This is a genomic window from Sporosarcina luteola (assembly GCF_023715535.1).
Taxonomy (GTDB): domain Bacteria; phylum Bacillota; class Bacilli; order Bacillales_A; family Planococcaceae; genus Sporosarcina; species Sporosarcina luteola_B.
Genome location: NZ_JAMBOI010000001.1, coordinates 140,196 through 165,870, shown reverse-complemented (window position 1 = coordinate 165,870; position 25,675 = coordinate 140,196). Strand labels below are relative to the sequence as shown.

Here is a 25,675-nt window from a genome sequence, read left to right as displayed (position 1 = left end):
CACTACAATTGTATATTCAAGAAGAGGGAAGCTTGTCATTGTAATCAATGGCCAGCTTCCCTTTGCATTTTCATTCATTCAGCCGAATTGTCATAAATGCACCATGCACAGGCACCGACACAATTTCCGCACAATTCAATTCTAGATTGCATGAATTTTCCAACTGACTTATACTAGTAGTAGCTAACTAGCTTGGCAGAATGTGAGAAAATGTACCAGATACATACTTTATTCAACATAAATTGGGGGCGTGGAGATGAAGAAGATTAGGAGAGCAAAGATGTTTACAGCGGCTTTGGCGGCAACGGTTGCGGTGTCGGGGGTAGTGGCGGTTGCACCTGGAATGGCGAAGGCGGAGACACCGTCATTTTCGGATGTAAGGGATATTCCGAGTCATCATTTTTATGAGGCGGTTATGAAGTATTCGGCGGCTGGAATGATCAGCGGGTACTCGGATGGCACGTTCAAGCCGGGTCAGAACATTACGCGGCAGGATGCGGCCAAGCTTTTGGCTATGGTGCTTGAATTAGATACGAAAAACGTCAGTGATCCCGGTTTTAAGGATATTAGCAAGACTAACCCTAATTACAACTACATTGCTGCTCTTGTTGAAGAGGGAATCATTTCAGGCTATGAAGACAATACATTCAGGCCGAATGATAGTCTGACGAGGGCACAGATGGCAAAAATCATCGTACTTGGCTTTAGCTTAGAGGAGATGCCATCCGTTCGTCTTCCATTCAGCGATATAAACAGCAAGCAATGGCATATCGAATTTGTCCGGTCGCTCTATGCGCATGAAATTACAACAGGTACGACACCTTCGACATTTTCTCCGAATGCTCTCGTAACACGCGGCCAAATGGCTTCATTCGTCTTCCGAAGTGAAGCGTTCGCTGTTCCGAAAGTGGACGAGGATCAGGTGGCAGTGGATGCAGCTGTCGCTCAATTAAAAGCGGGTGCCGTCACTGTTTCAAAAGGACCTTTGGCTTCAGATGAGAATAAACTCGCAGCTGTGCAGAAATATGCAGCGGCTTTGATTACCGAAAAGGGCATCACAGTGAAAGCTGAGCAAGGGAAATCGGCAGGAAACTACGTCGTGACGATTACAAAAGGTGATGCGACAGCGGAAAAAACGCTCGCCATCACATTCGACTATGCTGCGGATGACCGCTTTGTCACTGACGTAAAGGCGATTAACGCGAAACAAGTGGAAGTGAAATTTGCAACGCCAGTCGCGAAATCGACAGTGTTGGATGCTTCCGGAAACGTTCGTAATATTACATTTACAATGATTTCCGGTTCAACCGCAAATCCTGGGAAACTCAACGGTTCTTTATCTGAAGACGGCAAAACATTGACGATTACATGCCAATGGATCTTTGATGGAGAATACGCAGTTAAAACGACTGATGGCATTCAAGCAGTAGCTAATGGGAAATTCGAGGAATATACCGACATTCTTAAGGCAAAAGATGATGTGGCACCGAAATTCGTTTCAGGTTCCTCAACCGCCAAAACTTCGACAAACTCATTTTCATTGTTGTTTGACGAACCTGTCAGCGCTTCGGGCGTCATCGCTTATGTGAATGATACAATCGCAACCGTTTCGAATGATCCATCCAATCCGAACCGTTTGAACGTCACTTCGAGTAAACAGGTAGCGGCTGGAACGACAGCGACGATTAAGTTATTGAATGTGAAAGACTATAAAAATAACATAGTATCTCCAAATCCGGTGGAAGCGACTGTGACGATTACTGCTGATACAGTGGCTCCATCTGTCAAAGATGTCAAGGTGATTGGCGAAAACCAGGTGGAAGTGACGTATGACAAAGAGATGAACATCTCTTCATTCAATGGAAAAGCGCGTCTTGTGCAATCGAATGGCGCAGTCATGAACCTGAAGGCGGAAGCAGGTAAGGATGCAAAAAACGTTGTCCTGACTGGGACGGGTATGGTTCACCAGAATTCCTATAATGCCGTCCTCTTTATCGATGCTGACGTAAAGGATACAGTTGGCAACAATGCGGCCCTTTATTCAGCGAATGTTACTCTAACAAGAGACACGACTGCACCTTCATTCACGGCAATTGAGCATAAAGATGGCAAAATAGTTGCGAGTTTTACGGAAGATATTCAGATGGGCAGTAATAATAGAATCACTTTGATTGATCAAAAGACGGGTGTGGCAAGGGATATCACACTTTTCTATAATGGACAGTACCAAAATGCTGTAATTGCAAATAACACACTCACAATTAATGAGCCATTGCAAAATGGAACATATCAATTACGCTTGCCTGCCAATACGGTCCGGGACAAAGCAGGCATCCCGAATCCGAATGCAATTATTAATCAATCATTTGTCGTTGAAAACGCCACTTCGTATGACGGTATTCGACCAGTTGTGGGACTTGTCACAAACGGTCTACTGAAAGACGCTTATAGCGGAGAACAAGTGGCGACTTATACAGTAACTGACGCGGATAGCGGTGTGAACTTAGCAACTATCCAAGATATCAATAACTATACGTGGGATGGAAAGGCGCTGCCGGTCGGTTCATATGTTACGACAACAATCACGGGGACAGTAGACCGGGCAACATCTGTAGTTGTAGTCATTCATGTACCATCTTCGGGCATCTCGGAGACCAAAGCTGCGCTGTTTACGGTCAATAATATCCGAGATAACGCCGGAAACACACTTGCATCTCCAGGTGTAGGAAATGTGACGTTCATAAGCGGAGTGCAGCCTGAGCTTAATTCAGCAACAATTGGTTATAACGGCAATACAATTATTTTAGGGTTTAGCCAAGTAATCCGTTCGTTGGATGTTAACGATCTCGCTATCACTATTAATGGACAAACTTTGAATTCCAGTTCAATAGCATCAGTCGCTCCATCCAATACAGAAGCCAATACTTATGTTGTAGGCATCCGAGCTTCAGTTGCAAATGACGTTTATTATAATGGCGGAATTAAAGATGTAATTTACTTAGATACAGGCCGAACTTTAGGATACGATGACAGGGACGTTATCATTGACGTAGTGGATAATAAAACATATAAAGAAGGTTTATACAACAGCATCACTCCAAATTTAAACTCGAATTATGTATATGACCTAAAAATCTCTCTCATCTACGACCCAACTTCACCGGTTCAGGACTATCAAGGAAACCAAGCCATCTTTAATCAGGAAATAAGAGTGAATTAATTACGGTGCCATTCCGGTGCCCATTCCGGTGCCTGTGCAGCACACTATTCAGTCAATACACTACTATTGCATAATAAAAACCAGGAAGCCCACCATATCAATATCTGGTTGGCTTCCTTTAGTATTTATACACATAAGGATGAATAGTCATAAATGTTTCTTACACAGGTACCGAAACAATTCAGTTAATACACCACAATTGTATAATTACAAAAGAGAAAGCTGACCATATCAATTATTGGTCAGCTTTCTCATGCATTTATATACCTACTATTGAATTGTCATAAGTGTGTCTTACACAGGCACTTCTAGAGAACGGCATCCCTCAACCCTTACAAACAACTTCAGCGACTGCTTTTGCGGCGACGAGCAATGCATCTTCGTCGACGTCCCATTTTGGATGATGATTGAAATACGCTTTTTCAACGCCCTTCGGTTTACTGCCGATGTAGAAGAAGCATGACGGGTACTTCGCTGCATAATAGGCGAAGTCTTCCGAACCGGAGAACATAGGGAATTCCATCACGGACTTGATTTCAGGCTCCGTGGAGCTTTGAAGGACGGCGACAACCTCTGCGGTAATTTCCGGGTCATTATATAGCGGCGGATAATCCGGCACATATTCAAGTTCGCACTTCACTCCAAATTCCGCTTCAATCCCTTTGGTGATTCGGTGAACTTCCTTGTCGATCAACTCTTGGACCTCCGATGTCATATATCGCACATCGCCCTCTAGTTCGACACTATCCTTAATGACGTTGAATTGACCTTTCCCGTCAAACGAACCGATCGTGATAACGCCCATGTCAAAAGGATTCAACCGGCGGCTCACGACTGTTTGAATCGCCGTAACAAAATGGGCTCCTGCAACAATGGCGTCTTTCGCCAGGTGCGGAGATGATCCGTGACCGCCGACACCTTGAATTTTCAGTTTGAAGTAAGTCCGGCCGGCCATCGAATAGCCGCTATGATACCCGACATCACCCGCTGGATTCGTTGGGAAGAAATGCACACCATAGACGGCATCCACGTCATCGAGCAAACCTGATTCCACTATGCTCTTCGCTCCGCCGGGCGGCACTTCCTCTGCATGCTGATGTATGACTTTAATCGTGCCCGGAAGTTCATCCTTCAGTTGAATCAAACAGTCCGCGAGCACGAGCAGATAGGCAGTGTGCGCGTCATGTCCACAAGCGTGCATGACTCCATCGATTTTCGATTTGAACGGCACATCCGTCTCTTCGTGGATCGGCAACGCATCAAAATCCGCACGAAGCCCAATCGTTTTTCCGGGCTTACCACCTTTAATCGTCACGATGATGCCATATCCATTTCCCACATTCCTTTGGACATCAACATCTTTACCTGCATAAAAATCAGCAATGTACTGGGCAGTCTTTTCCTCTTCGAACGAAAGCTCAGGATACTCATGCAAATGACGTCTAATCTGAATCATCTCGTCCTTGCGTTGTTCCAACATTTTCATCAGTTGTTCCTTCATCATCTCAATCCTTTCAATCCGATAAATTCTACTATCGTCAATCCTAACAGGTTCCCCATTAAACAACGGCTGAAACCCAAAAGGACATAGTAAATTGCTGCCAGAAAGTCGGTGCCTGTGCAGCGAACAATTCAGACTATGCAATACAATTGAATAAGAAAATCTAAGAATCCAGTAGTATCAACAATTTAGTCGCCCCAAATTGTATTTTCATACGCAATGGTGAATTGTCATAAATGTATCATGCACAGGCACCAACACAATTCAGACAATACACTACAATTGCATACTAAAAAACAGGAAGCCATCCATATCAATCTCTGGTTGGCTTCCTGCAGTATTTAAATACTTAATCATGAATAGTCATAAATGCACCTTGCACAGGCACCACAAAATCTTCAGAAGGCATCGCTTCGTAAATCTTCTCGATATCTTGTTTGTACGCTAAACAATAAAGGTGGTATGCGTGATTCGTTGTTTCGAAAGGCTTTGGCAAAAACGTCCTCACAAGATCTGTACGTAAGAAACGCGGTGGCGTTTTATCATCGTCAACATAGTAGGGGAACGAGCTGTGACGGTAATCCTCCAATGACTTCACCATCCGGACAGACGTCTCAATCGGATTCCGGTGGATGTAACTGCTAATATCCAGTATGGCTCTCGGTCCGTGGGCGAGTTTCGAATAATACCTCTTCTCATAAATTCGTCCGACATGATCATAGCTCTTGGCATAATAATCGCTGTATCTGCGGTTTATGCGGGCCATAACGCTACTTAATTCCACCTCGGACTGAATCAGTAAATGATAATGATTCGACATGATGCAATAGGCAACCATAGAAAATGGATATTTATCGTACGCATATTCAAAGGCGCGCATCAAATTCAATTTATCCTCCTCGGTCCGAAAGATCGCTTGCCGATTATTGCCCCGCATCGTCACGTGGAAATAGCCATACGGATTCCAATACCGTCTTCTCCTCGCCATGTCAATCACCCACCGGAATCAACGGGATATGCAACTCGGGTGCCGCCGATTTCCATTTGATTGATTCCTGTAATGCGCTTTCAGAAATATTTTCCGAACCTTCTAAATCCGCGATTGTCCGTGCAATGCGCATTAATTTGGCTTGCGATCGATTGCTCCATTTCCTCTCAAAACAAATTTGTTGAATGAACCTTTTTTGCCCCTTCGTCAATCCGCATCTCTCATCCAATAACTGAAAAGGGACAAAACCGTTCAACCATTCTTTTCCGAATCGCTCACGTTGCATTTCACGGGCACGTGCTGTCCTTCCGCGTACCACGGCCGAAGATTCGGCTGCGTCATCCTTCTGCAGCCCGACACTATGTAAGGAGAGTACAAAATCCATTCGATCAAGTAGGGGACCTGACACCTTCAGCCGATAATTGGCGACTTGTTTCTGCGAACAGGTGCAATACCGTTCATGAGAACCTGCATATCCGCAAGGACATGGATTTGTAGCTGCAATAAGTATAAAATTCGACGGGTACGTGACAGACTGCCTGACCCGATTAATGGTAACCTCCCCGGACTCCATCGGTTGCCGGAGCATATCCAATGTCTTTCTTGAAAATTCCCCGAGTTCATCCAGAAATAAAACCCCTCGATGTGCCAATGAAATTTCACCTGGCTTGGGGAAAGTCCCTCCGCCTATTAACGATACGGAGGAGGCGGAATGGTGCGGGTGCCGATAAGGAGGGCGGGTGGACATCCCGCGACTTTCACGCGCCAAGTGATAGATGCCGTATAGCTCCACCATTTCATCAAGCGATAAATCGGGAAGAATTGTGTGGAACGCGTCCGACAGCATGCTTTTTCCACATCCTGGCGGTCCCATCAACAGTAGATGGTGTCCGCCTGCCGCACAGATTTCCATAGCCCGCTTCGCCTCTGGATGCCCGCGAATTGATGAAAAATCGGTGTTTGCCTGTTTTTCAATCAATGAGGGAACGTCTTGAATAAAGGAGCGAGGATTTGTGAGGTAAGCCGGCAATGTCGCCCCTTTCAAGTACGAAATAAGCGTATGAATGTCAGGCAGAGGAACGATCTCCACACTTTCCACGTGCTGCAAAAAAGAGATATCAATGGAGGGGATGAGTATCCGCTTAAAGCCAAGTTCGATTGCTTGTTGAATGGCAGGGATCAGTCCATGGAATGGCACGAGCTCACCGTTTAAAGAAAGAGCCGCAATAACACATGTCGTGTCGTCTATGGGCAGCCGTTTTTCCAACACCTCCTGCATCACAGCCAAAACAATCGCACAATCAAAGCCAGTCCCGCTTTTTCGTATGTCGGAAGGGGATAATTGAACAGTAATCTTTTTCATATCAACTTCCAAATTCATTCCATGCAAACAACTGAGAACCCGTTCCTTCGATTCTTTGATGGAAACATCGGGTAGCCCGATAATGACGAATTGTTCTCTATCCACACGGACATTTGCCTCAACAGCAACCTTGTGACCCTTCATGCCTTGTAACCCAACACTCATAATTACCGATGCGATTGCTCTTCACCACTTTCATTTTCTCCAACCATATCGCTAGTTGAATAGACTGACAACTGTCCGAATTCATCAGAAAACGAAAAAATGATTTTTAACTGCGAAAATGCAGGGGAAACTCATTTTTAAACAGGAATATGCGGGTAAAATTATATTTTCAATCCCTCCTTTTTCGGTACCTGTGCAGCACACTATTCTGATTATACACTGCAATTGTATAAAGAAATTCAAGAAGCGACTTCTATCAAACTGAGAGCAATCATTACCTGCATGAATATCAATTTAGGTGAATAGTCATAATTGCACCTTACACAGGCACCAACACAATTCCGATAATACACTACAATTGCATAATGAAAAATAGGAAGTCAACCGTATCGAACTTCGGCTGACTTCCCGTTGTATTTATATACCTACCATTGAATTGTCATAAATGTGCCGTGCACAGGCACCGCTTACATGAATTGTCATAAATGTGCCGTGCACAGGCACCGCTTACATGAATTGTCATAAATGTGCCGTGCACAGGCACCGCTTACAGTTCTCCGCTTAGGTCCAGTTCGACTGCTTTTTCAATGATTTCGGCTGGTATTTTGATTGCTTTTACTTCGTTGAATTTGCTGTAGACGCCGTCAATCAGCTGCTTGATTTTAATTGTTTCGCCGTCCATCGACATTTTGATGATTGTCGTTCCTGAAGTCGATTGCGGGAACAATGTCGCTTTATCGACTACTGTCACGACGAAGTATTTTTCGATGTTGATGTCGAGCATTTCAAGGATCGACCCCATGTCGAATTCCACTTCTCCGTCTTCGAGGTATGCGTCTACAACGCCTTCCTCTTCAGTCGCAGCAGCTTCTTCGTCAGTCGCTTCTTCCACCTCAACTTCATCCTCAACAGCGCCTTCCGTTTCAGTGACAATGGAGCCTATACCTTCCGGAAGCATTCCTGAGAATAAAGCCAATGCTTCGCCCATCATTGATTTGAATTCTTCGTTCGTAATTGTTTGCGTGATGATATAGACATCATCGTATTCGAACACGTGGATGCCTTTCATAAACGCTTTCACAAGTTGCAATTGTGCAACCGGATCCGCTTGCGTCATGGAAGCTTGCAATAGTTCAGCAGGGAACTTCATCCATTGCTCGCCGTCGGATTGGAAGAAACCATCTGCTGTGAAATATGCTTCTGTTGTAAGTTCTTCTGTCTCTTCACCCATGTTCATGGACATCTTTTGCGTCATATGCAGTCCGACTGGATCTGTCGTGACGCTCATATCCATGTCCATCAGCATGCTCATCGATAGCTCTTCAGAATCCGCTTCCATCGATTGATCCAGAGTCATTTTGGCCTCGTAACTTTGCAAGTCAGCCGCCATCATCTTCTCGAGGAATGCATCGATGTCTTGGACACGGTTCGTCGTGACATTGACCGTTTTTTCATCCTCGGAAACTGTCACGTCAAATCCTACCAATGAATCTAGGAAATCGCTCGTAATATAATTCCCGTAGTTTCTTAGCGTGCGTGGGAAGACTTCATTCGTCGCCTTGCCGTTAACACTGATCTGTTGATCGGCAATATCGAAATCAAGTGTCAAATACGTATTCGTCACATTCAACTTCCCAGGTGCTTCTTTCGTGACGTTGAAGCCAGCTTCTTGGAACACATTATCCACCGGAATCAATACTTTGCCTTGTGTCATGAATGGCTGTTCATAGCCTTCCACTTCCACTCCATCGACAACAAGCTTAAAAGTGCCGTCTTCAGCTGATGCCGTCATGCTTGGCCAAGCGAATGAAAGAACCAATACAAACGCCAAGGCCCATGCTGCTAGATTTCTCAACAACATAACCCCCTAGAATATTTTTGCCCTAAAAAGATGGACATATCACTTATACGCAGAGAATTGGTAAAAGTTTCAGGTTTTTTGGTTTATTTTTCCGAAATGAGAACATCTCCTAGTCTCCAAGGCCTGAATCGTTCAGCACATTTTGTAAAATACTTCAGGTTTCGAAGTAAATCGCTGTCTATCTGTCTGCCGATTTGATATAGTCGGATTATTGTAGCCTATTAATCTACAATATAAAGAGTAGAGGGGATGAGATGTTGAAACGGTTTTTAGTTGGGTTTTTAGCGTTGTTCATGGTATTTGCGACAGCGGTGCCATTATCTGCGCAAGCTGTTCAGTCGGTTGAGACTATCCAAGTTGCCGATACGGTAGAACTGGATGTCAGCCGGTCGGTATTGTCGCTGACAGAAATCCGGGATGTGACGATTGAAGCAGATTTTGGTCGGCAGGTTGATTTGGAGAAACTAGAACTGCATTTTGGCGGGAAAGCGCTCGATGAATGGAAACAATGGAATGCGGAAGCGAAATCGTATTCCGGGAAGCCATTCATCCTCGTGAAAAAAGAGCCCCATTATGTAGACGGAACGACGAAAATCGCAGCGGAGCTTGAATTCGGGTTGCCGTTCGGTACGGCTGATCTATCGCCGCGCTCAATCCGGGTCATCTATAAGGAGTTGCTTGGGGATTATGAGCTTGCGTTAGTCGATTCGGAAAATGAAGTGAAAGCTGCAACAACGGTTGAGCTGAACGTATATGACGAATTCCTTGAATGGGATGAAATCAAGCCCGCAATCGACAGGATATTCGAAGAGGCTAATGAATTGAATGATCGTTATTTGCATTATGAAAGTCCAGGGAAGAGTGTGGAAGGCAAAGATATGCACCTCGTCGTTCTAGCGAAAGATGAGGTCGCGGTGAACAACTATTTGGAGAACACTTTACCGGCTGCGCTAGAAACACCAGAAGATTTATTAGCGAAGCTGAAAGACGGGACAATGGGTGATTACCAGATTCCGATTTGGTTCAATAATATCCATCCGGACGAGGTGGAAGGAATTGATTTTCAAACAGGATTGTTAAAGCAATTCGCATTGGAATCAGAGGTTTCATTCACAACAACTAATGAAAACGGGAAAGACGAGGAAGTCGTTTTAAATGTAGACGAAGTACTCGACCATCTCATTTTCATTTTCAACTTCTCGCATAACCCGGACGGTCGTGTCCATAACACGCGGGCGAACGTGAACGGGTTCGACTTGAATCGGGATAATGCTTATCAGACGCAAGTCGAAACGATCCAGTTGAATCAAGTGATTGCCAAGTGGACGCCGCTCGCGATGATGGAAGGGCACGGGTATGTGAAAGGGTTCCTGATCGAGCCTGCGACACCGCCGCATAATCCGAACTTCGAATATGATTTATTGATGGAAGGAATGATTCCGCAGGCGCATGCGATGGGACAGGCGGGCATCGGCAGTTCCGGATTGACGTCGTATTTCCTTGCATCCGAAGAATATGAAGATGGCTGGGATGATATGGGTCCTTCCTATACGCCGATTTTCTCGATGCTGCACGGCACGCTTGGCCATACTGTCGAAGTGCCGACGCTCAGCCAAGATGCCTATGATGCGATGGTTGGCGCAGGTTTCGGAATGATCAATTACGTGTTTGAGAATAAAGATGATCTGTATGCACGGCAGGTCGAAATCTTCGATCGGGGCGTCAAAGGGGAAGATAATCGCGCAGTCGACCCGCTATTGACGAATGCGGCGGGGGAATCAATCGGCCGTGTCCGTGGAGAACATGAGAATTTCTTCCCGGATTATTACGTGCTCCCGACCGACTCATGGAATCAGAAAAACGTATCGGAAGTATACAATATGGTAGATTATTTGATCCGCAATGGCGTGAAAGTCGAGCAGACGACTGAAACTGTCAAAATTGGACCTACGACGTACCCGAAAGGTGCCTATGTCGTGCCGATGAAGCAGGCGAAACGTGGCTTGGCAAACGCGATGCTCTATAAAGGAGATGACGTCTCCGACTGGAAGGCGATGTATGATCCAGTCGTTGCAAACTTCCCGGCGCTCAGAGGATTCAATGTCATCGATGTGCGCATGGGAGAAGAGGACGTGCTAGAAGGGTTGACTGAGCAAGTGACGGAAATGACGGTACCTGCTAGCGAATTGGATGAAAGAAAAGCGATGCAAGTATTGAAAAATGTCAATAACGATACAATTAGATTGGTGAATGAACTGCTGAAGGACGGCAAGCATGTCGGACTTGTTCAAGAAGATAAATTCGGATTCAAAGTGGGCGATTTCGTCGTCAGAACGGAAGACATTGCTTCGTTTAAGGACAAGTACGTGTTCGAAGCGGACGTATTGCCTGCCTACCAGGCGATTGATTTGAAATGGATTGCCGAGCCGAAAGTGGCGAGCAATGGATCCGGCCAATTGAATTTTTCATTGAAGGAATTAGGATTCAACTTGATGGACGAGGAAAAGGCTGATGTCGTTGTTTCCGACTCGAATCTGCCGAAGGAGCTTGCCGGTAAAACGTTCGTAGGCATCGGCAACAGCGTGTTGAAGGCGGTCCATGAGGCGGGCTTGCTGGAAGGATTTGAGTATAAAACGACTAGAAGCGGACACGAAGGGTTGATCAAAGGGACGGTCAACGTGAAGCACCCATTAATGGCTGGTTATCGTCCGGATGAACTTTTCTATACGACGCGAGGTTCATGGATTACCGCAGTTCCTGAGGGAGCGGAAGTGTTGGCGACAGTGAAAGGGACTGACGATTTCTATGTCGCCGGTTGGTGGCCAGGCCATGAAGGTGCGAAAGCGCAAACGCTTGCCTTCACACAACAATTGGACGATGCAACTATCACGCTTTTCGCGAACGATCTCGCATTCAGAGCGCATACGAAACACTACTACCGCATGCTGGCGAACAGCATTTTCGCATCAGCGGAAGAAGCCCCGGCACCAAAGCCCGGAGCGGGTAAAAACTGAAACACGAAAGGCCCTGTAGTTGATGCTACAGGGCTTTTTCGTTGGTCTTTAATTAAACGGATTGTTCGTCTTTTAGTAGTTCCTCTACAATCTGAGTTTCCTCAACGGGCACTTCTTCATCCACCTTGAATTTACTAATCTCCAATTTCAATTCATTCGCCAGGTCGTGCAATGTATCCGTCGTTGCGACCATCTCCTCCATTGATGCGAGTTGCTCTTCCATGGAAGCTGCGATGTTTTGCGTATGGTCGGATGAGACTTCCAGTGACTGTACGGTATCGTGGGTCGATGCCAAAATCTGTTCGGAACCTGCGGAAATTTCCTGGACTGTAGCCGAAACGTAATGGACATTATCCGAGATATTCGCGATTTTCGCCATGATGCTGCCGAATGTTCTGCCGGCATCGTTGACGATGATCGTTTCACGTTCAACATCTGAATATACTTGTGCCATCGCCTCGACGGATTGGCGGGAACCGTTTTGCATTTCCGTGATGAGCCCACGGATCTGCTTCGCCGAAGCGGCAGATTGCTCAGCTAAATTGCGCACTTCACTCGCTACAACACTGAAACCTCTGCCAGCGTCACCCGCTCGAGCCGCTTCGATGGCGGCATTCAATGCGAGAAGGTTGATTTGACCGGATATATCGGTGATCATGCCGATGATCTTTTCAATTTCAGATGAACGGATATGCATCGTTTCTGTAACTTTCATTGATGCCTGCACGGATTGATTGATCGTATGAATGCCTTCAATCGAGTCGGTGATGAGCTGTCTGCCTTGCTCCGCCGCTTTCGACACTTCCGATGTCTCTTCCGCCACTTTCGAAGTAGAATCCGCGATGTCTTGGATGCCCGCAGTAATCTGTTCGAGTGCCGTCAGGTTTTGATTGGCAGCTACGGATAGCAATTCGCTTGCTGTGGATACTTCCTGCGTTGCAACTGTCGACTGGTTGACGACTTCACTCATCTGCTCAGCGCTGTATGCCAATTCACTGGACGAGTTTACGACATTGTCAGCCGCCGCATTTACATGCTTAATCATATTGCTTAATTCATTTTTCATATGATTGAAGCTATGAGCAAGTCGGCCGATCTCATCCTTACTCTTCAATTGGACTGTTTGCGTTAAGTCGCCTTGCGCAATGACATCGGTGAAACGAACCAATTCATGAAGCGGTTTCGTGATCTTTCTAGATATAATCGAAGGAATTGCGATGCCAAGGATGCTGCCGAGCACAATAAGGGCAATGCTCACAAGTATGATGGTCCGTTGCAGATCAGTGATTGACGAAGCATCCTGGCTCACAACGAGCACCGTATCCGACTCCGGAATCGGGTAATAAAGAGACTTATGAACCCCGTAGTCATCTTTGTAGATGCCGCTGAACAATGGCTCTGCTTTATCCAGTGCCCGGTTGTGATCCGCATTGAATGAATGCTGCACTAAATAATCCGTGGAATCCGAGAAGGCGAGCAGTATGTCCTGTCCGTCCACCTTGCTATGTACCGAAATGTTCTCCACGCCGTTCTTTTTCTTCACGCCATTGATGATATGCAGAAGTTGGTTATGTGCATTCTTTTCTTTCAACGCGCGATTGACGAGACGCCCCGTCACTTTCTCCTTCACGTCATCCATCGTCGAGTTCAGCGATTTCTCGAACTCCGGCATGACATTCACTTCCACAATGCGCATCGACGTGTAATAAAACACAAAGCCGAACAGCATCGTTAGAAGATAAATAGGAATCAATGTCCCTAGAATAATTTTCTTCCGAACGCTTCCCTTTTGCCTAAACAAAGCACTTCCCCCTGACTGAATCCAAAGTAGTAAAAACGAAAAGAATACTACCATCTCATTATATCTATAAAAATATGGGAATACTATCACTAAAAAGACTTTTGCGTCTCTTTGGTTGTTCGATAATGGTTTTCAACCAAGTAAACCATTCCTGGCGTTCTTTTACGTTTGCTGTATATGCATACGGCCGATTATGAAATAGGATTCATCTATTGCGGTTATTTTCCGTTCAAATCAGGGTATAGCAAGCTTTATTAGTAGTAGAACAGGAGTGTATGTATTGGAAAAAGGAAATATTTTATTGGCAATATCATTATTATTAAATATCCTGTTGATTGGAACAGGAAGTTATGTTGTACACAAGATTGGCGGAATCGAATTTGTGAAAACGAAAATGCAAACGACACCTTCTCCTAAGAAGGATTCTGCATATTATTTTACGAAGAAAAGCGTCTTTGAACATTCTGCAGCGAGTGATGTGGATAAAGTGTTCATCGGGGACAGCATTACGGACTATGGGGAGTTCCAGGAGTATTTCCCTAACGAAATCGTATTGAATCGGGGAATCCGGAATGATGCGGCAAATGGTGTATTGAACCGGATTCAGGAAGTGTTGGACAGAAATCCGAAAGAGGCGTATTTGATGATCGGGGTCAATGATATCCGCTATAAAACGGATGCTAATGATTTCGAAAGCCGTGTCGATAAGATTGTCGATTCCTTTGAAGGGAAGGAAACCCGACTTTTTATTCAATCAATCCTGCCGGTGAATAACGGACTTTTCGGGAATGAAGTGACGAATGAAAAAGTGAAGCGATTCAATGACATTTTGCGTCGGATTGCGGATGAAAACAGAATTGAGTATATTGATTTGCATTCGTATTTTACTGATAAAAATGGAGAGTTGGACAAGAAGTTTACCGTTGATGGACTGCATTTGAATGGGAAAGGTTATGAAGTTTGGGTGGAAAAGCTCCGTTCAAGATGACGATATGTATGAAAAAAGCTGAACCTCGTGTTATGAGGTCCAGCTTTTTTACGTCGCTATTGGTGTCGACTTCTTCTTCGGTGAAAATCCGCCAAGCAGAAGTTTTCCATGAGGCAGCAATTTATTAATTAAAATTGAAACGATGATGGGAATGAATACCCCGATGGCAGTGAATCCGATAAGGCCATACTTGAAATAATCATTCAAAATGATGTCTGCAAAAATATGCAAATACATGATCGACAGCGAGTGCTGCTCGATTTTCCGCAGCCAGCTGAGCGACAACCGGGCCGTCATGAACTGGAAAGCGCCGATCAATAGAATAGTGAATGAAAGGGGAATGACCAGGTCCAATACGAAATGGTCGTACCGTAAAAATTTCATGCTGAGCCGGTAGTCGATGACTTTGAAACTGTCGAGCAGGACCGCCGTAACACTGACGAGCAGTGCCGCAACCATTACGCGCTTCGAAATATCCATCCAGAAATCCTTCAAATAATATCCGATTGCGAAGTAGACGATTGCCATAAGCGCGACATCGATATTCCAAATCATCGGGATCGATTGTGCCGCCTCGGATGGTTTTCCGCCGATGACATGCATCGCGATAATGCTTTCGAGATGTGCGATGGTGTAGAAAACGCCGAGAATGATGAACTGCTTCGTCCGATTGAAATATTTCGTAAGCAGTAAGAAAAATATATAAGTGAAAAACAACGTCGTAACGAACCAGAAGACCCCATAAGCTCCGCGAATAAAGCGACCGCCGATGGCAAGCGTCCACAGATCATTGAGATACCATGACAAATCCAGGTTGCCCGAACCAATCTCCATCCCATAACGGATCAGCGTAATGCTGACGAGGAAAAACAGGTAAGGGACGATCAACTGCATGAAACGCTTGTGAATTGTCGGTTTCATAAGCCCTTTTTCCAGAACAGGCTTGAAAAACAATCCGCTTAAAATGAAAAACGCCGGCATGTGGAACCAATAAATATATTTCGCGAGCGGAAAATCAAGTTCTCCAGGATAATGCCCGATGACAACAAGAATCATCAAAAACCCTTTCGTGACATCCACCCACGTTAATCGTTTCTTTTTCATTAACAAACACCTCTAACTAAATATGCTGCTATTATATACCCCCTTATCCCGTTTTCAACTCATTGTAACAGCATTGATATGTAATTGTTAAATCACTGGCAAAATACGGTGCCTGTGCAAGACGCTATTCAGATTATGCACTACAATTGCATGAAGAAAGATGAAAATACAGTTAAATCAGAGAGCAGATTAAACCCTTATGCATTTTTATTCACACAGTCGAATTATCATAATTGCACCTTACACAGGCACCGAAACAATTCTGATTATTCACTACAATTGCATAAAATAAAAGAAGGAGCCAACAACGTCAATCGTTGGTTGGCGGCTTCTGGATGTATTTATATACCTACTATTGAATTGTCATAAATGTGTGGTGCACAGGCACCGTTCTAGGCACCGTCTTTAGTGGCACCGCCTCCAACCGCCTTCACCTTACAATGAAGTCATATGGGGAGAGGCGCTTATGCTTTGTTTGTGCATAGTAGTACATGTCATCGAGTCCTTTGATCGGAAGCTCGCTTAGCAAATTACCTGTCGTTACGTCATATGTGTCGATTGAATGCGTGTCGGATGATTCGTGATAGCGGAAGAAGTAGAGCTTGCCGTCTCGGAAATACGTTTGTTCGGACATTTTCATTTGTCCTTGACTAGCTCCTTGAAGGGAAAAAGCGATATGGATTTCACCTGTTTCGGGGGTGAGCGCATGCACGTCCCCGATTCCATCTGCATAGTACAGCATGCCGTCATGGATGGTGGCGGCGTTCCGGAGGTTATAAGGAAGACGGATAATGTACTCGTTGATGTCCTTGTAAGTAGTTAGTGGAAACGTCACGATTTCCTTCGTCTTTTCGTGAATGCGGTATACTTCGCTAGTCAGCTTTTCCGTGTCAGCCATTATGAGATAATAGTAGTCGCCTTCTTTGAGAATCGATGCGAGTCCGACCCGTTCGCCAATCGGACCGAGTGATACGATTTCTTCCAACTGGACATTTTGTTGAAGGGGCATCTTTTGCAATGAAATGTGGTCATCATCACCGATCACCATCAGCAGTTTCCCGTCTGCCTTACCGGACATTTGCAAATAATGGGGGATTTGGATTGTATCGAATCCGTGCTCATTTCCGTACCGAATGTTGGAGGCATAGCCGCCCTCGTCGGTGAAGCCAGAGTTATAGATGCTGTAAAAGAGATTGTCCTTTTCATTGAAATCCGTCAACTCTCCGGTATGTTCTTCCGGCAGCATGGTGAACGTTTTGGTTCCATTCGAATCAGCCAAATAGACATGACTGCGGTCTGCCAAAAAGAATGAATCCTTTGTTGCAAAAACCGTTCCAAGCTCAAGGCCTTCCATTTTCCACAGTTTCGAATTTCCATCCTGATCGACAAAGACCGCAAAGCTGAGGCCATCACGATCCGTGTCCTGATTCGCAGTCGTCGAGAAATATAGAATAGCCGCAGTATCCCTCAGCAAATCAGGATCTGAAAGGTCTGTCCCTGAAAGGAATTCTATTGAATGATGACGGCTAAAAGCATAATAGGCAGTGGCAAAGGCGATGACAAGCAATGCGGTGATGCCGGCAATTATCAACTTCTTTTTCATGTTCCGAAACCTCCCTTAGAGGAATGAAGGAGCTGGCCTCAAACGGACAGCCCCTTCGTATGAATCAGTTGTGTCCCGGTATCATTAGATTTGGCGGATGAATGTTGTCTGTTTCGCGTCGCGGATATCTCGTGGATAGACGCCAAAGCCTTTATTTACATCTAAATCCAGTCCGCCGTACAATAAGTAAGCTGACCAGATGAGTTTGGAGCAGTTTTTCGCACCCATATGTCCTGTGTTGCGGTTGTTCATGAAGTTCAATGAGTACGGCTGTCCAATTTGGGTATACACCCAGTTTGCCGCATTTTGCTTGACCGCGTCTGTAGTGGAGACGGATTTCACGACTGCCCCTTTTTCCACCATCTTGACGTTGGCGGAAATACTGCGGACGCCGGTTGGGAAGATCGATTCCACAATTGTGTTGCTAGAATAGTATAATCCGACATGACCGTGGTTTACGAAGGCTGTCGAGGCCGGTGTATAGAAGAAATCACCGCTTTCGCTCGGACCAATGATATAGTTTGCAGATCCCCCGCCTTGAACCTTGCTGTTTTTGCCGAAATGCTCGGCCAACAGCTTCGCAATTCTAATGGACAATTGGTTTTGTTTTTCCGTTTTCTTGTCCAATAGCTCGTTGAAATTCTTTTCGAGCAATCTAGTTGATAAGACGAGCTCCTCACCGGGAACAGTAGATTGAATCGTTACGATCTCATTTTTTTGTTGCTGGACTGCTGAAGCGCGGATAGGGGACTGAACACCGATAACGAGAATTCCTGCCAATGCAAATGCAATGAATCTTTTCACGTTAATCGCTCCTTTGGCAAAGGCAACTGGCCAGTTTGCCTTCAAATTATATGTTGTCCAACATACTTAAACTATAGCATGTATAATAGAATAGTTAAAATTTTGGGATAATAAGTAGTTTGTATTGAAATCTTGTATTTTATTGAATGAAAAGCCGGGAACCTTTTGTGTATATACAAAGATTAACGCCGCATGCTAGGTAAATAGACGCTTTAAATGATGAAATGATAAAAAACTTAATAGAACAAATTGAGGAGTGTATTTTCCCTATAGTGAAGGAAGAATCATTTGCCTGTCCGCAAAACAAGTACCAAAGAATGAAAATTAGGAATACATAAACTTCTTGTTGTATATAACAAATACATTACGTACAATGGTGGAAAGGAAGAAAAGAGGTGCCCAGCATGCACATCGGCAGTCGGATTCGGAGGCTGCGGGAGAGCAGAGGCCTTACTCAAAAGGAGGCTAGCTCCGGAATCATATCAACTTCCCACTATAGCAATATTGAAAGTGGCCGTTATGAACCCTCGATCGACGTCCTTGTACTGCTAGCTGATCGGCTCGATGTGCCAATTAGCTATTTCCAGAAAATACACGAAGATGATGTACTTCTCCAAAATTTATTGACGGAATATGAGGAACTGCTATCTTCGAATATGAAGGCAATTCCTCAGTATATTAACAAGCATCAAAAGCATTTCGCCTATATCTCCTCCATCCATCAGGAAATCATGTTTCATTTACTTAAATACACCGAACTGGTTAAAGTAGAGCGCATCCCGGAAGCACAAGCCCTTTACTCCTCAGAAGTCGCCCACATACCACAAACATTCTTTGAAAATGCCAGCAGAGCGCTCCTTGAAAAATATACGTATACATCAGGTGTGTATTACTACTTTAAAAAGGACTATATGGCGAGTATTTCCCATTTTGAAGACGCCCTCCATTTGACAAGAGAGGAATCCCTTTCAGCGAAAATCAATTACAATATTTCCTTAGCCCTCTATAAGCTTTATGATTATGGCACCGCCCACGTATATGCAAAGCGTGCAAAGCAGCAGTATTTGCATATGCATAATTGGGCAAGGGCCGGTGATTGCTACAATTTGATTGCAGCACTCTACCTTGAACAGCATAAGACAATTGAAGCGAGACGATACATTGACAAGGGATTCAGTGTTTTGGGGAGCCCGATGACGGAGACCCAAGGACGGCTTTATCATAATCTGGCTACTGTTTTAATGAAGGAAAACGACTATGCCCTTGCATTGAAAACGGTCAATCAATGTATTGACTTGAAAAAACTGTTGAAATGTACAACTCTCTTTGACTCGCAACTGCTGAAATTGCGGATTTTATTCAGTCTCGGTGATCTGTTGGCGTTGCGAGATAATATGAATCGTGTGCAAGATTCAATCCAAAATGAACTGGAGCAAGCGAATCTCGACTATTTTGAAGCGAAGTTATACCACGCCCTTGGCGAGTATGAATTATATGAACAGAAGATGAAGAATTGCATCGACCATCTGCATAAAAATGAAGACTGGAAAGCATTGAAGGACGCCGCACACCATCTCTCCCTCTACTATGAATCGAACAAGAAATATAAAAGCGCGTTCAATTTCCAGGAGCTTTGCATTGTGGCCTATAAGCGATTAACAATGGAACTGAAGGGAGGTGAAGAATCGTGAAGAAGAAAGTCCTGATGTTGTGCCTTATTCTAAGCTTAGCGGTATTTGCGCCATCGATGAATCATGCATACGCTAGCGATTACAGCACGCACGGACTAGGTGGAACAGATGTTGGACCACCACATACCAGGGGGTAAATGAGAGAGTAATTTTATATTTTTACATGCACGTAACTATACGTGCTCTTTTTTATTGTCTACAAAAACTAAAAATCAGTCGTAACGATTGGATTATCGTAATACAGTTACTATAGAAGGCCAATACCTTGGATTGGCTGCCGTTTTTGGATGAAGTACCGACAAATAAACAGGAGGAGAAAAATTGACGTGTACGAATTGCGGAAATGAGAAGGCGAATGGACGGTTTTGCGGGAGTTGTGGCATAAGGATGACAGAGGAGGCGGACGGCTTTCAAAATGGACAGACGGTCGTCGAGGCGACTGTTATAAATGCGGAATCAAACGTACACCTTGAAAACGTCAGTAACCTGACAAAGGAGTACTGGTCTTATTTTGTTCAGCATTTAAAACACCCTTCGATCAGTCTTACAAAACAGGATGATGAGTTCAGGAACAGCTTCATTTCATTGCTTCTTTATGCAATTATTGTTGGTCTCTCAGTTTTCACGACACTTAAAGAAGTAGCGCTTGAAACAGTTGGCAGTCCTTCCTTTTCGTCAGTTTTCCTGAATGTAGCAGGGTTTGTGGCAGCTTGCATCGCAATTATATCGTTCGGTCTATTCGTCATCGGAAAAAATTTCGGACCTGCTTACCCATTCAAGCAGACAGTAGTGCTATACGGCGCACACTCCTTGCCGGCAATCGTCATTGGTGTCGTAGCCTTATTTTTGTTGATAATGAACTCTTACTGGTACGGCCTATTTCTACTCGCTGTCAGTTTGCTCTATATACTCATGCTTTCACCGGGTTATGTGATCAGCGTCCTCCTATCCAAAAAACCAAAAGGAATCGATCCGCTCCACGGATACGCAGCATACACAGTCCTCGTCATCATCCTATTCGGACTCCTATTCAAACTCCTCAGCGACTCCACCGTCGTCTCATACCTGCCAGGACTAACAGGAATGCTCTAAATTGTTCGGGAATTGTTTGGGTGCCTGTGCAAGGTGCAATTATGACAATTCAACTTTAGTAATAATTATACAGTGAGAGGTCATCCGAAGATTGATATGGGTGACTTCTCCATATTTTTTATACAATTGTAGTTCATAATCAGAATAGTTTGCTGCACAGGCACCAAAAAAGGGCACCAAAAAAGAGCACCAAAAAAAGTACCAGAAAAACTCTGAGTTGAGGTGTGCGATATGGAGAGGGAAGTGTTTATCATCGATGCAGTCCGGACACCCATTGGTAGATATAAAGGGCAGTTAAAGCATGTCCGGCCGGATGACATGGGGTCTATCGTTCTGAAGGGATTGGCCGAAAGGAATCCGGGATTTCCATTGGAACTGATCGATGATGTCATATTCGGAAACGCGAACGGGGCGGGTGAGGAGAACCGGAATGTGGCAAGGATGTCGTTGTTGCTTGCAGGATTTCCAAAAGAAATTAGCGGGACAACCGTCAACCGACTATGTGGATCGGGTTTGGATGCGGTCAGTTTAGCAGCGCGTTCCATTTTGTCAGGGGAGTGCGAGGCGGTCATTGCCGGAGGCGTCGAAAGTATGACGAGAGCCCCTTTTGTAATGAAGAAACCTGAATCGGAATTTCCACGTGGAGAAATGAAAATGTACGATACAACGCTCGGCTGGAGATTCATCAATCCAGAAATGGAGCGCTTATTTGGAACGGATTCGATGCCGCAGACTGCGGAAAACGTTGCCATACGATTTGGTGTAACGAGGGAAGAGCAAGATAGTTTTGCAGTTAACAGCCAGCAAAAGGCGAAAAAAGCAATCGAGGAAGGCAAGTTCATGGATGAAATCATTCCAGTTTCCATTAGGGATAAGAAGGGGAGCACGCAAGTCATAGACCGGGATGAACATCCTAGACCTGCCACGACAATAGAAAAACTATCGGCTTTAGCTCCAATCTTCCAAGGCGGGACAGTGACGGCAGGCAATTCGACCGGATTGAACGATGGTGCTTCTGCCGTATTGCTCGTAAGCGGGGAGTTTGCGCGGACTCACGGCCTTACGCCTCTCGTCAAATACATCGGTTCCGCAACGGCAGGATTGGACCCATCCATTATGGGGGTGGGACCGGTTTATTCAACGAAGAAATTAATGAAGAAACACAATTGGGGGCCATCCGATTTTGATCTCATTGAAATAAATGAAGCATTTGCATCACAGTCGTTGGAATGTGTGAAGCAGCTTGAGCTGGAAATTGAAAATGTCAATGTCAACGGGGGCGCCATCGCGTTAGGCCATCCGCTCGGGGCAAGCGGGGCGCGAATTTTAACGACGTTAATCCACGAAATGAAAAGAAGAAAGGCAAGAAGGGGATTGGCGACGATGTGCATCGGAGTTGGACAGGGAATATCGGTTGTGGTGGAGAATGTTGACGAAGGCTAAACATTAGAAAAGGAATGCATCCTCAACGGAGCATTCCTTTTTTCGTCATTTTTGAATTGTGTAAGAGAATGTTTTGAATACTTTTGGCAATTGATCAGGGGCATTTGCGGATGCAGTATTGCTTTGGACAGCCAAGCCTAAGACGACGACAAATAAAAGAGCAGTGATAATTTTCTTCATCATAAATCCTCCCAATTCTCTACTTTTCTATAAATATAGCCATATCTAGTCGCTTCACGATAATAACTAGATGATAGCTTATATTTCCTATTATTATAGTACCACTCTGCGAGCGCAATGCAATATTTATGAATATGTCTGAAATCATGAACTTCTTTAAAATGATCAATAGCCTTTTCTGCTATATCCACAGATAACCCTTGTTCACTATGAAGAGATTTGTATAGTTTGAAATGATGGAAATAGGAGATTAAGCTTTTGTCATTTAATTTCTGATATAAGTCAATGCCGTTATTAGCCCAGTGAATGACCTCGCTCTGTTGACTTAACTTGGAATACTCAATTATCAAACCAAGGATTGAAATCATCATTTCGTCATTCTCTGCTTTACTCTCAATACTCTTTTTGAAGTAAATGATAGCTTGTTCACTATTGCGCATAGTACTATTAAGCGAACCTATATTATGATAAATAATCCCTTTTTCGCTGTGCAAATTAAAATCCTCACATATTTGCATAGCCTTTGAATAAGCATCAAGAGCTTCTTGGAATTGTTCGATTCTTTTCCTTGTAATCCCGATTATTACGTAGCATTCCAAAACCCGTTTCATCATAAGGTTTTCCATGAAAAAATCCAAGGCTTTTCTTATATATTCAATAGCGATGAAAATTTGACTCTCAGCTATATAAATAATTGACATTGTATAATGGAATTCAGCTTTTTCCCAATCACTTAATGGTATTTTTTCAAGGTTATCCATTATATCCTCGAAAAAGGAGGTGGCTTTCTTTAGAATACCGGAATTGTAATAGTACAATGCGTTGTTCATTTTAAATAAATACATTTGATAAGCATCGAACTCATCTACTGAGTGACTCAATGCTTCAATCTCTTTGTCCATTTCATTGAAGTCTCTGCCAACAATCAATCTGAACCTCAAAAGGATTAACAAGTAGGTATAATGTAATGAATCATTTTCAAACCAAGGACTATTGTTTTCAAGATAATCCAATTTCCTTTTAGCAAGCTCCATATCCCTCGACGTGATGACTTTTCGATAACTCTCCATCAACATCTTCTCAAACTCTAATTCCGTTTCCTCGTCATTTCCCTGCAATTTCCCCGGATCCATCCCAAGCCGCTCCATCAGCATTTCTGTAATGTCTTCGCTCGGTTCAATCTGGTTCCGTTCGATTTTTGATAAATAAGATGGCGTACAAATCCCTTTGGCTAGGACAATCTGCTTCATATCTTGCCTTACACGTTCCGCACGTATCAAATGACCTATCTTCATTTGCCGATCCCTCTCTTTATCTATCTTATCCTAATTTACAGTATAAAGCATTATACATGCAAAGTAAGAAATTTTTCTTAGAAAAGCGAAAAAAAACGATGTTTTTGAAAAAAATGTCCCAACCGGTTATACTTCTTTAGAAGGACACGGCGTGATATATTATAGTTAATAGTCCCACGCCATGGATGTTCATCTAAATAAAACAGTACAAAAGGAGTGTGAAGGGGATGACGATAGCAAGCAAAGAGGTAAACTGCGACAAGGAATTCCTGGACATCGAGATCATGAAGATGAAGATGGAGCTCTTACAATTTGTGGAGAAGATGCAGTCCAATGGTTTATTGAAATCGGTTGATTACGATGAATTAAACAATACGCTTACATCAAAGTGAGTGATTGCAGAGGAAGGTGACTGACATTCAAAGGAATGTTATGGTCACCTTTTTGCGTACTAGATATAATTTTTCCCTGGAATATAAAAAGCCGCTTCGAAGTGGAGTCCGACTTCGAAACAGCTTGTTATGATCCTCTTGTCCTCTTTACGCCAATAATCATGAGACCAACTGCGCTTGTGATATTGAGTAGGACACCTAAAATGAGCATTATCCATTCAACGGTGTTCGGAAGCGAAAGGGTCAATGAAAAAACGAGCGACATGGTGCCGATGACGAGCAAGAGCATTAATATCGGTATTGGTTTTTGCATCCGGATGCCTCCTATTGTGATGCACAAGTGTATGTAAGGGTATTATAACTGTTTTATGAATGCAGTGGAGACGCGTTTGTTACGTTTATGCGTCTTTGTAGCGTTTTATGAGCTTTTGCAGGGATTTATGCGTATATGTAGCGGTTTATGCGTCGAATATGACATTTATGCGCGAAATCAGCGTTTTATGCGTACTTTCAGCAATTTATGCTTCTTTAGTGGAATTCATATGTCTGTTAATCAAAAAAAGGTGGTCCCTTACACAAAGGGGCCGCCTTTTTGCTTACTCTTCTATTATTCTCCGTTCCCTTCCTTCAAAGGGACAAGGTCGAAGATGTCGTGGTCTTCGAAGGCGTCGATGAGGCGGTCCAGCCAATCGAAGTAGTCGCGGGCATATTGAAGTTTGTTGATATCCATTTCGACGATTTCCTTTAGTTCTTCGCTGATGTCGGGATTGTTTTTCAATTGTTCCAGTTCGCGCAGCGATTTCTTAACGGCGACGGATTGGAGTGAAATGGATCTGCGCCATTTAATTGAAAAAAGATTGATAAAGCTTTGGTACCAATCGTCTTTCACTTGATATAAGTCTTTGCGTACGCCGCGGACCCAAGCGCGTTCGACTAATTTCAGTTCGGCCAGCGCCCGTACGGATGTGCTCATGCTAGTTTTGCTCATGCCAAGTTCTTCGGTCATGTCGTCCAATGTCATCGGCTCATCGTGGAAGAACATTGTGCCATATTGTCTGCCGGCTGAAGCCGTCAGGCCATATAAATGTATGTTTTGTGCGATTGTCTCAATAATCCGCTCGCGTGCTTTGTCGAGTGTTTCTCTACCTTCCATAGTGCATTCCCTCCGCT

General features: G+C 44.2%; 19 protein-coding genes. 7 read left to right on the top strand and 12 right to left on the bottom strand.

Going from position 1 to position 25,675, the window contains the following annotated elements; genetic code table 11:
• Positions 1–256 precede the first annotated feature (256 nt).
• Entirely contained in the window at positions 257–3,220 is a 2,964-nt protein-coding gene (locus M3191_RS00685; RefSeq protein WP_251697531.1) for an S-layer homology domain-containing protein, read from the top strand.
• Between the two features lie 325 nt (positions 3,221–3,545).
• Here the strand turns inward: M3191_RS00685 and M3191_RS00680 are convergent, their stop codons facing one another.
• From M3191_RS00680 to M3191_RS00665, 4 genes are all read right to left on the bottom strand, one after another.
• The gene (locus M3191_RS00680) at positions 3,546–4,721 is read right to left on the bottom strand and encodes an amidohydrolase (protein WP_251697530.1); all 1,176 of its coding nucleotides are present in this window, start codon (positions 4,719–4,721) and stop codon (positions 3,546–3,548) included.
• A 349-nt stretch (positions 4,722–5,070) separates the two neighbouring features.
• Entirely contained in the window at positions 5,071–5,709 is a 639-nt protein-coding gene (locus tag M3191_RS00675; RefSeq protein WP_251697529.1) for a transposase, read from the bottom strand.
• A gap of 1 nt (position 5,710) precedes the next feature.
• The gene (locus M3191_RS00670; protein WP_285853100.1) at positions 5,711–7,237 is read right to left on the bottom strand and encodes a YifB family Mg chelatase-like AAA ATPase; all 1,527 of its coding nucleotides are present in this window, start codon (positions 7,235–7,237) and stop codon (positions 5,711–5,713) included.
• A 547-nt stretch (positions 7,238–7,784) separates the two neighbouring features.
• A complete protein-coding gene (locus M3191_RS00665; protein ID WP_251697527.1) occupies positions 7,785–9,092 on the bottom strand; it encodes a DUF6612 family protein in 1,308 nt (435 codons plus the stop codon).
• A gap of 263 nt (positions 9,093–9,355) precedes the next feature.
• Here M3191_RS00665 and M3191_RS00660 point away from each other — a divergent pair, with 263 nt between their 5' ends.
• Positions 9,356–12,112, top strand: a complete 2,757-nt coding sequence (locus M3191_RS00660) for a M14 family metallopeptidase (protein ID WP_251697526.1) — start codon at positions 9,356–9,358, stop codon at positions 12,110–12,112.
• 52 nt (positions 12,113–12,164) lie between these two features.
• On the opposite strand, the gene M3191_RS00655 is transcribed toward M3191_RS00660, so the two are convergent.
• A complete protein-coding gene (locus M3191_RS00655; protein WP_251697525.1) occupies positions 12,165–13,913 on the bottom strand; it encodes a methyl-accepting chemotaxis protein in 1,749 nt (582 codons plus the stop codon).
• Between the two features lie 271 nt (positions 13,914–14,184).
• On the opposite strand from M3191_RS00655, the gene M3191_RS00650 reads away from it, so the two are divergent.
• Positions 14,185–14,901 (top strand): GDSL-type esterase/lipase family protein, encoded by a 717-nt coding sequence (locus tag M3191_RS00650; protein ID WP_251697524.1) that lies wholly within the window; start codon positions 14,185–14,187, stop codon positions 14,899–14,901.
• Positions 14,902–14,949: 48 nt separating this feature from the next.
• Here M3191_RS00650 and M3191_RS00645 read toward each other — a convergent pair whose 3' ends face one another.
• The 3 genes from M3191_RS00645 to M3191_RS00635 all read right to left on the bottom strand — a co-directional run bounded on the left by M3191_RS00645 (position 14,950) and on the right by M3191_RS00635 (position 18,412).
• Positions 14,950–16,005, bottom strand: a complete 1,056-nt coding sequence (locus M3191_RS00645) for an acyltransferase family protein (protein WP_251697523.1) — start codon at positions 16,003–16,005, stop codon at positions 14,950–14,952.
• Between the two features lie 430 nt (positions 16,006–16,435).
• A complete protein-coding gene (locus tag M3191_RS00640) occupies positions 16,436–17,608 on the bottom strand; it encodes a hypothetical protein (protein ID WP_251697522.1) in 1,173 nt (390 codons plus the stop codon).
• Positions 17,609–17,692: 84 nt separating this feature from the next.
• A complete protein-coding gene (locus tag M3191_RS00635) occupies positions 17,693–18,412 on the bottom strand; it encodes a YiiX/YebB-like N1pC/P60 family cysteine hydrolase (protein ID WP_251697521.1) in 720 nt (239 codons plus the stop codon).
• 404 nt (positions 18,413–18,816) lie between these two features.
• Here M3191_RS00635 and M3191_RS00630 point away from each other — a divergent pair, with 404 nt between their 5' ends.
• From M3191_RS00630 to M3191_RS00620, 3 genes are all read left to right on the top strand, one after another.
• Positions 18,817–20,103, top strand: a complete 1,287-nt coding sequence (locus tag M3191_RS00630) for a helix-turn-helix domain-containing protein (RefSeq protein WP_251697520.1) — start codon at positions 18,817–18,819, stop codon at positions 20,101–20,103.
• A 321-nt stretch (positions 20,104–20,424) separates the two neighbouring features.
• Positions 20,425–21,195 (top strand): hypothetical protein, encoded by a 771-nt coding sequence (locus tag M3191_RS00625; protein WP_251697519.1) that lies wholly within the window; start codon positions 20,425–20,427, stop codon positions 21,193–21,195.
• A gap of 231 nt (positions 21,196–21,426) precedes the next feature.
• On the top strand, positions 21,427–22,638 hold the full coding sequence (locus M3191_RS00620; protein WP_251697518.1) for an acetyl-CoA C-acyltransferase: 1,212 nt from the start codon (positions 21,427–21,429) through the stop codon (positions 22,636–22,638).
• A gap of 45 nt (positions 22,639–22,683) precedes the next feature.
• Here M3191_RS00620 and M3191_RS18475 read toward each other — a convergent pair whose 3' ends face one another.
• Entirely contained in the window at positions 22,684–22,818 is a 135-nt protein-coding gene (locus M3191_RS18475) for a hypothetical protein (protein WP_285853098.1), read from the bottom strand.
• Positions 22,818–24,113 (bottom strand): helix-turn-helix domain-containing protein, encoded by a 1,296-nt coding sequence (locus M3191_RS00615; RefSeq protein WP_251697517.1) that lies wholly within the window; start codon positions 24,111–24,113, stop codon positions 22,818–22,820. The genes M3191_RS18475 and M3191_RS00615 overlap by 1 nt, the downstream gene beginning before the upstream one ends.
• 227 nt (positions 24,114–24,340) lie before the next feature.
• Between M3191_RS00615 and M3191_RS00610 the strand changes: the two genes are divergently transcribed.
• Positions 24,341–24,505 carry a hypothetical protein gene (locus M3191_RS00610; RefSeq protein WP_251697516.1) on the top strand — a complete coding sequence of 55 codons (165 nt, stop codon included), beginning with the start codon at positions 24,341–24,343 and terminating at the stop codon, positions 24,503–24,505.
• A gap of 127 nt (positions 24,506–24,632) precedes the next feature.
• Here M3191_RS00610 and M3191_RS00605 read toward each other — a convergent pair whose 3' ends face one another.
• The gene (locus tag M3191_RS00605) at positions 24,633–24,818 is read right to left on the bottom strand and encodes a hypothetical protein (RefSeq protein WP_251697515.1); all 186 of its coding nucleotides are present in this window, start codon (positions 24,816–24,818) and stop codon (positions 24,633–24,635) included.
• A 294-nt stretch (positions 24,819–25,112) separates the two neighbouring features.
• Positions 25,113–25,658, bottom strand: a complete 546-nt coding sequence (locus tag M3191_RS00600; protein WP_251697514.1) for a GbsR/MarR family transcriptional regulator — start codon at positions 25,656–25,658, stop codon at positions 25,113–25,115.
• Positions 25,659–25,675: the final 17 nt, after the last annotated feature.